The 6830-nt window shown below is 67.9% G+C and carries 7 protein-coding genes; 5 read left to right on the top strand and 2 right to left on the bottom strand.

What is annotated here, in order from left to right; translation table 11 throughout:
• Window positions 1–766: 766 nt before the first annotated feature.
• From Q7J26_RS11175 to Q7J26_RS11160, 4 genes are all read left to right on the top strand, one after another.
• Window positions 767–2035, top strand: coding sequence for a cation:proton antiporter (locus Q7J26_RS11175; RefSeq protein WP_304936518.1), 1269 nt, complete (start codon window positions 767–769; stop codon window positions 2033–2035).
• 43 nt (window positions 2036–2078) lie between these two features.
• Window positions 2079–2276 carry a DUF2093 domain-containing protein gene (locus tag Q7J26_RS11170; protein WP_008261088.1) on the top strand — a complete coding sequence of 66 codons (198 nt, stop codon included), beginning with the start codon at window positions 2079–2081 and terminating at the stop codon, window positions 2274–2276.
• Complete coding sequence (locus Q7J26_RS11165; protein ID WP_304936517.1) at window positions 2273–3136, top strand: M23 family metallopeptidase; 864 nt, start codon at window positions 2273–2275, stop codon at window positions 3134–3136. Before Q7J26_RS11170 ends, Q7J26_RS11165 begins: the two co-directional genes overlap by 4 nt.
• A gap of 68 nt (window positions 3137–3204) precedes the next feature.
• Entirely contained in the window at window positions 3205–3714 is a 510-nt protein-coding gene (locus tag Q7J26_RS11160; RefSeq protein ID WP_304936516.1) for a response regulator, read from the top strand.
• Here the strand turns inward: Q7J26_RS11160 and Q7J26_RS11155 are convergent.
• Entirely contained in the window at window positions 3657–4586 is a 930-nt protein-coding gene (locus Q7J26_RS11155; protein WP_304936520.1) for a lysophospholipid acyltransferase family protein, read from the bottom strand. The two genes, Q7J26_RS11160 and Q7J26_RS11155, sit on opposite strands and share 58 nt — an antisense overlap.
• 40 nt (window positions 4587–4626) lie before the next feature.
• Complete coding sequence (locus Q7J26_RS11150; protein WP_304936515.1) at window positions 4627–5397, bottom strand: SDR family NAD(P)-dependent oxidoreductase; 771 nt, start codon at window positions 5395–5397, stop codon at window positions 4627–4629.
• A gap of 108 nt (window positions 5398–5505) precedes the next feature.
• Here Q7J26_RS11150 and Q7J26_RS11145 point away from each other — a divergent pair, with 108 nt between their 5' ends.
• Window positions 5506–6780 (top strand): EAL domain-containing protein, encoded by a 1275-nt coding sequence (locus Q7J26_RS11145; RefSeq protein WP_304936514.1) that lies wholly within the window; start codon window positions 5506–5508, stop codon window positions 6778–6780.
• Window positions 6781–6830 lie beyond the last annotated feature (50 nt).

Below are 6830 nucleotides of genomic sequence, written 5' to 3'. Positions count from 1 at the left end.
GCACAATGCCGGACGACCGCTGGCGCCGCGGCGGCTGGTTCTAGGTCCGCGCCCCCTCCGTCACGGCGCTCTGCGCCGCGCCACCTCCCCCAAGGGGGGAGGGTCTCCGTCATCTCCTTCCTCCCCCCTTGGGGGAGGTGGATCGCCGGCGAAGCCGGCGAGACGGAGGGGGCCCGAACGGCGCCAACTGTCACAATGACGCTGGTCTTGCCGTGACGATTCCAACGGCTTGCTAGAATCTCGACCCTATTTCCCCGCCATACCCGCCGGCGCCCGTATCATTCTCTCATCCCCGCCGATGGGGAGGGCGTCGGATCCAGCGCCCTGACGGCGGCGGGGCTGTGGTCGAGCGATGAAGCCGGCGGGAAGGAGACCGCCGGGGTCCTTAGGGGCGGCGACGGATGCCGCCTCCTGCTCGCCGCACGCTTCGGAAAGCGGACCGCTGTCGACCCTTGTCGGCATGTCCGCCCCGGCGAAGCCGTCGCAAGACGGCCCGCCGATCCGGCAAGGCTCGAAGACGAGGGCCGCCAGCCGGAGCGCGTGTGGAAAACAACCGCGTGGGACGACGACTGCGCCGAAACGGTACTTAAAACCTCAAACACCGGGTGCAGACCCGGCGTCCCACGCCCTCCCCGAACTTCGCTGCAAGCCGGCGAAGGCGAAGACGCATGCCCGACGCGACACTGCGTCATCTTGTCAGACGGGGCAAAGCGCCCCACCTGAAGCCTATCCAAAAATCCCCTCTTCCCCTGCGACAGGAGCCTCGATGCCGCATGCCGACAGCCTGATTCTCACCCTGGTCGGAGGATTCGTCCTCGCCTTCGTGTTCGGCATGTTGGCCAATCGGCTGAAGCTGTCGCCCCTGGTCGGCTATCTGGTCGCCGGGGTGGCCGTCGGCCCCTATACGGGCGGTTTCGTCGCCGACACCGAACTGGCGCCGCAACTGGCCGAGATCGGCGTCATCCTGCTGATGTTCGGGGTCGGGCTGCATTTCTCGCCCAGGGATCTGATGCAGGTGCGCAAGGTCGCGGTGCCCGGCGCCCTGGTCCAGATCGGCGTCGCCACCGTCCTGGGCTGGGCCCTGGGCCGAGTGGTGCTGGGTCTGGGCGATGTCGAGGCCCTGCTGATGGGCTTCGCCCTGTCGGTCGCCTCCACCGTGGTCCTGCTGCGGGCGCTGGAGGAGCGCAAACAGGTCAAGGGCGAGGTCGGCCGCATCGCCGTGGGCTGGCTGATCGTCGAGGACATGGTCATCGTCATCGCCCTGGTCATGCTGCCCATGATCATCGTGCCCGCCGGAACCCAGACCGATCTCGCCGCCCTGGGCATGGGCATCGGCTGGACCCTGCTGAAGGTCGCCCTGTTCGTCGCCGGCATGCTGGTCGTCGGCGGCAAGCTGATCCCCTGGCTGCTGGTCCGCATCGCCCACACCCGGTCGCGCGAACTCTTCACCCTGGGCGTCCTGGCCATCGCCCTGGGCATCGCCTGGCTGGCCTATTATCTGTTCCACTCGTTCGCGCTCGGCGCCTTCCTGGCCGGCCTGGTGATGAACGCCTCGCCCCTGGGCCACAACGCCGCCGAACGGTCCCTGCCCCTGCGCGACGCCTTCGCCGTGCTGTTCTTCGTCTCGGTCGGCATGTTGTTCGACCCGATGATCCTGGTGCGCCAGCCCTGGGCCGTTCTGGGCGTCCTGGGCATCGTCATCATCGGCAAGTCGCTGGCCGCCCTGGTCATTGTCCGGGTCTTCAAGCTGGACCGCGCGACCGGCCTGACCGTCGCCGCCTCCCTGGCCCAGATCGGCGAGTTCTCCTTCATCCTGGCCGCCTTGGGCGTCAGCCTGGGCGCCATGAGCCGCGAGACCCACGACCTGATCCTGGCCGCCGCCCTGCTTTCGATCTCGCTGAACCCCTTCGTCTTCCTGTTCACCGACCGGATGGGCGGTCGGCCCCGCCCGCCGGTTTCGGGCTCGCCCGAGGCCAAACAGGCCGCCATCGATCACAAGGCCGAAATGGCCGGCCCCAATCCCGCGACGTCGTGAAACTGTCCTTGGCCTCGAACCCCGATCATCGTTAACTGGCCCCATGGACGCGACGAACACGACACAGGCCGCCCTCCACTATGGCGACGGCGAATTCGCGGTGTTGAAACCGGGGCGGTTCGTGCGCTGCGCCGTCACGGAAAAGCCGATCCCGCTGGAGGTTCTGCGCTACTGGAGCCCGACCCGGCAGGAGGCCTATTTCGGCCCGGCCGAATTCATCGCCCGGATGACCGCCCCTTGATCGGCCGCCGCCCGCTGCTGCTGGGCTTCGGCGCGGCCCTGGCGACCCCGCACAGGCTGGGCGCGTCGGCGCCGACGCAGGGCGCAGTGGATCTGGTCCTGAACGGCGCCTGGCGTCAGGGCGGCTACGCCCTGGGCCGCACCGAATCCCGCGCCCTGATTTTCGTGGACGGCGAGGCCCTGTCGACCGCTTCGGCCGACGGCCTGTTCATCGTCGGCTTCGACCGCGACGCCCCCGCCCAGGTCGAGATCGAGGCCCGATCCGGCGCCCGATCCACCCGCCGCGTCCTGGAGGTCGCGCCCTACGCCTTCCCTTCGACCCGCGTGGACGGCCTGCCGCCCGCCACGGTCGAACCTACCGACCCGGCGCTTCTGGACCGCATCCGCCAGGAGGTCGCCCTCAAGACCGAGGCCTTCGCCAGCCGCGCCGACGCCGACGACTTCGGCGACGGCTTCATCTGGCCGCTCGAAACCTATCGCATCTCCAGCGAATGGGGCGCCCAGCGGATCCTGAACGGCACGCCGGCACGCCCCCATTACGGCATCGACCTGGCCGCCCCGGCCGGGACCGTGATCCGCGCCCCGGCCGACGGCCGCATCATCTTCACCCGTCCGAACATGCATTTCGAGGGCGGCCTGACCCTGATCGACCACGGCCAGGGCCTGATCAGCGCCTATCTGCACCAGTCGCAACTGGACGTGACCCAGGACCAACCCGTCCGGCGCGGCGATCCCCTGGGCCGCGTCGGCATGACCGGCCGCGCCACCGGCCCCCATCTGTGCTGGCGTCTGAAATGGCGCGACCGCAATCTGGACCCGTCCCTGCTGGTCGGCGCCCGCGCGCCACAGCGCCTCGCCTGATTTTATGGCTCAGCTTGCGAGGCTAAGGACAAACACGTAGTTTCCGCGCCTCGCTTCGGGGGGCTCCGATGTCATCGCTTCAATCGCTGACCGTTCTGCTGGTCGACGACAATCAGCATATGCGCGCCATCACCTCGGCCGTGCTGAATTCCGCCGGCATCCACAAGGTCCATGAGGCGGCTGACGGCGCGGCGGCCCTGGACATTCTCAGCCACCAAGCCGTCGATCTGGCCATCGTCGATTACAACATGTTCCCGCTGGACGGCGTCGAGTTCACCCGCCTGGTCCGCACCGGCCCGGACAGCGCCAACATCTACCTGCCCATCATCATGATGAGCGGCCATGCCGAAAAGAGCCGCATCTATGCGGCCCGCGACGCCGGCGTGACCGAATTCCTGGTCAAACCGATCACCGCCAAGGCCATCCTCGACCGGATAAACGCGGTCATCCTCAAGCCCCGCGCCTTCATCAAGACGGGCGCCTACTGCGGCCCGTGCCGCCGTCGTCGCGACGTCGAGACCTATGCCGGGCCGTTCCGCCGCTCGGCCGACTCCAGGCGATCGCCCAGAGCGGCGTAGACCTTGTCAGGCCAGCGCCGGTGGACCCAGAACCAGTCCTCCGGAACCTCACGGACCCGATCCTCGACGAACCGGTTCACGGCCTGAACGCCGGCCAGCACGTCAGCCGCCTTGTCCTCGGTCTCCGGGATCATGATCGGCTCATGCGCCGTCACCCGGAACCGCACGCCGGGCAGCCTCACCACCGACAGCGGCTGGATCACCGCCCCGAACTTCAGCGCCAGCCGCGCCGCTCCCGGCGAGGCGTTGACCGGCTGATCGAAGAACTGGACCTCCGGCCCCTGATTATATTTCTGATCGACCAGCAGGGCGATGGAGTCCCCCCGCTTCATCCCCGCCATCAGCTCGCGCGTCCCGTCGCCCTTCGGCGCGAACAGGCGGATGCCGTACCGCTCGCGACTCTGGCGGATCAGGGCGTCGACATAGGGATTGTTCGCCGCCCGATAGGTCACCTGGCACGGCAGGCCCGAGGCCATGATCACCGCCGCCATCACTTCGAAGTTGGCCAGATGACCCGAGATCAGCACCGCCGCCTTGCCGCTGTCGCGCAAGGCGTGCAGCCGCTCCATCCCGACCACCTCGACCCGCCCGCCTTCCGGCGTCAGCCGGTCCATGACCGCCAGTTCGGCGAAGGTCCGCCCAGTCCGATCCCACTGTTCCAGCGCCAGGGCCTCGCGCTCGGCGTCCGGCATGTCGGGGAAGGCGATGCGCAGATTGCGCATCACCGTCTTCTGGGTGCCCGTCTTCGGTCCCAGGGTCCGCAGCAGCCAGCCGCCCAGGCCCGACGCCCGCTCGACGCCCAGCAGGCGCAGGAACGAAAACAGCGCTTGAAAGGCGACGGCCTGCAGGCGCCACATCAGATCCTGGCGCAGGCTCGCTGCGCCACGGCCCTTGCGGGCCTCTTGCGTATTCTCACCAGGCAATCGTCAATCCACCGTCCACCACAAGGGTCTGCCCCGTGACATAGGCCGAAGCGGGGCTGCACAGATAGACCGCCGTGCCGGCGATTTCATCCGGCTGGCCGATCCTTTTCAGCGGCGCGGGCTCCGTCACCGTCTTCAGCAGCTCGGGGTTCTCCCACAGGTATTTGGCGAAATCGGTCTGGACCAGGCCCGGGGCGATGCAGTTGACCCGCACATTCGACGGCCCCCACTCCACCGCCAGGTTCCGCACCAACTGCATGTCCGCCGCCTTGGAGATATTATAGGCGCCGATCAGGGCGTTGCCGCGCAAGCCCCCGATGGACGAGATCACCAGGATCGCCCCGTCCCGGCGCTCCACCATCTGGGGCGCGACCATCTGGATCAGCCAATGGTTCGAGATGACGTTGTTCTGAAGGATTTTCTCGAACTGATCGTCGGCGATCCCGCCCATCGGCCCGGCATAGGGATTGGTCGCGGCGTTGCAGACCAGGATGTCGATCTGGCCGAAGGCGGCGTTGGTCTCGTCCACCAGCCGCTGCAGGTCTTCCTTGGAGGCGATGTTGGCGGGAACCGCGATGGCGCGCCCCTCGCCGTACTTGCCGTTGATCTCGGCCGCGACCTCGTCGCACGGCCCGGCCTTGCGCGAAGAGATGACCACCTTGGCCCCGTGTTCGGCCAGCCGCTCGGCGATCGCCTTGCCGATGCCGCGCGATGAGCCGGTGATGACGGCGACCTTGCCGGTGAGATCGAACAGTTCCATTGCGTTTCCCTTGGGTTCCGCCGGGTTATTTGCACCCCGGCTCTAGCCGAACGACATTGATAGCCTGATACTCAGGCGATTCCATCCGGGAGTGGCCACCGCCAGCCGATGCGTAACCTGACCACGGGCTTTCTGTACTTCGCCTATCTGTTCCTCGGAATGACCGTGGGCGCCTTCCTGTGGCGTGCGGGCCTCGGCGCCGGCGCCGGCGTGGCGGGCGCGCTGGGGGCGCTGGGTCTGCTGGGCGCCTTCCACGGCATCGTCACGGGCGTCGCCGCCCGTCGCGCCCTGAAGAAGGAAATCGATCAGGTCCGTGAGGCGCATCGCCTGCTGGCCGATGCGATGGAGTCGACCCAGGGCGCCCTGACGGAGCTGGCCCACGCCATCGAGAGCGGCGCCCTGTCCGACACAGACGCCCTGACCGGCGAGGTGCGGATGCTGGAGACCCTGGTCCAGCAGATGAGCGAGAGCATCGACCACCGCCTGTCGGCCGCGCCCAGCATCGGCGTCGAGACCTTCGAAGGCCGTCGCATGGCCCAGTCGAACGTCCTGCTGCGCACCATCCACGAGGCCCTCAGCGAGGGCCGGGTGGACCTCTATCTCCAGCCGGTCGTCTCCCTGCCCCAGCGCCGGACCCTGTTCTACGAAAGCTTCACCCGTCTGCGCGACGCGACCGACCGGGTCATGATGCCGGCCGAATATCTGTCGCTGGCCGAGGGCGAGGGCCTGGTGCCCGCCATCGACAATCTGCTGCTGTTCCGCTGCGCCCAGATCGTGCGCCGCCTGGCGCGCCAGGACCGCAAGGTCGGGGTCTTTTGCAATGTGGCCCTGACCTCGCTGGGCGACGAGACCTTCTTCCCGCGCTTCCTCGAGTTCCTCAGCGAGAACCGCGACCTGAACCAGGCCCTGATCTTCGAACTGGGCCAGGCCAATTTCGACGCGCGCGGCGCCGTGGAGGCCCGCAACATGGCGCGGCTGGCCGACCTGGGCTTCCGCTTCTCGCTGGACAAGGTCCAGACGCTGGACCTCGACTTCGCCGATCTGCAACGCGCGGACGTCAAGTTCATCAAGGTGTCGGCCGATTTGTTGATCGAACAGCTGCTGGACCTGGACGGCGGGGCGCCCCTGCGCTCCATGCCCGACATCCAGGCCGCCGACTTCGCCGCCCTGACCCGTCGCTACGGCGTCGAGGTCATCGCCGAAAAGGTCGAGAACGAGCGCCAGGTGGTCGATATCCTCGAACTGGACGTCGCCATGGGCCAGGGCCACCTGTTCGGCGAGCCCCGCGCCATCAAGGAACAGGTCCTGGCCGAAACCGACCCCCCGGCCGACTTCCTGCGCTCGACCCTGCGCAGCGCGGAACAGCGTCGCCGGTTCAGCTGAACCCGATCCTCTTCCCCCCATTTCATGGGGAGGAGACTTTCGTCGCTGCG

Source organism: Brevundimonas sp., assembly GCF_030656255.1.
In the GTDB taxonomy this organism is placed as follows: domain Bacteria; phylum Pseudomonadota; class Alphaproteobacteria; order Caulobacterales; family Caulobacteraceae; genus Brevundimonas.
The sequence above is the reverse complement of the archived record's forward strand: the minus strand, read 5'-3'. Positions and strand labels throughout refer to the sequence as shown.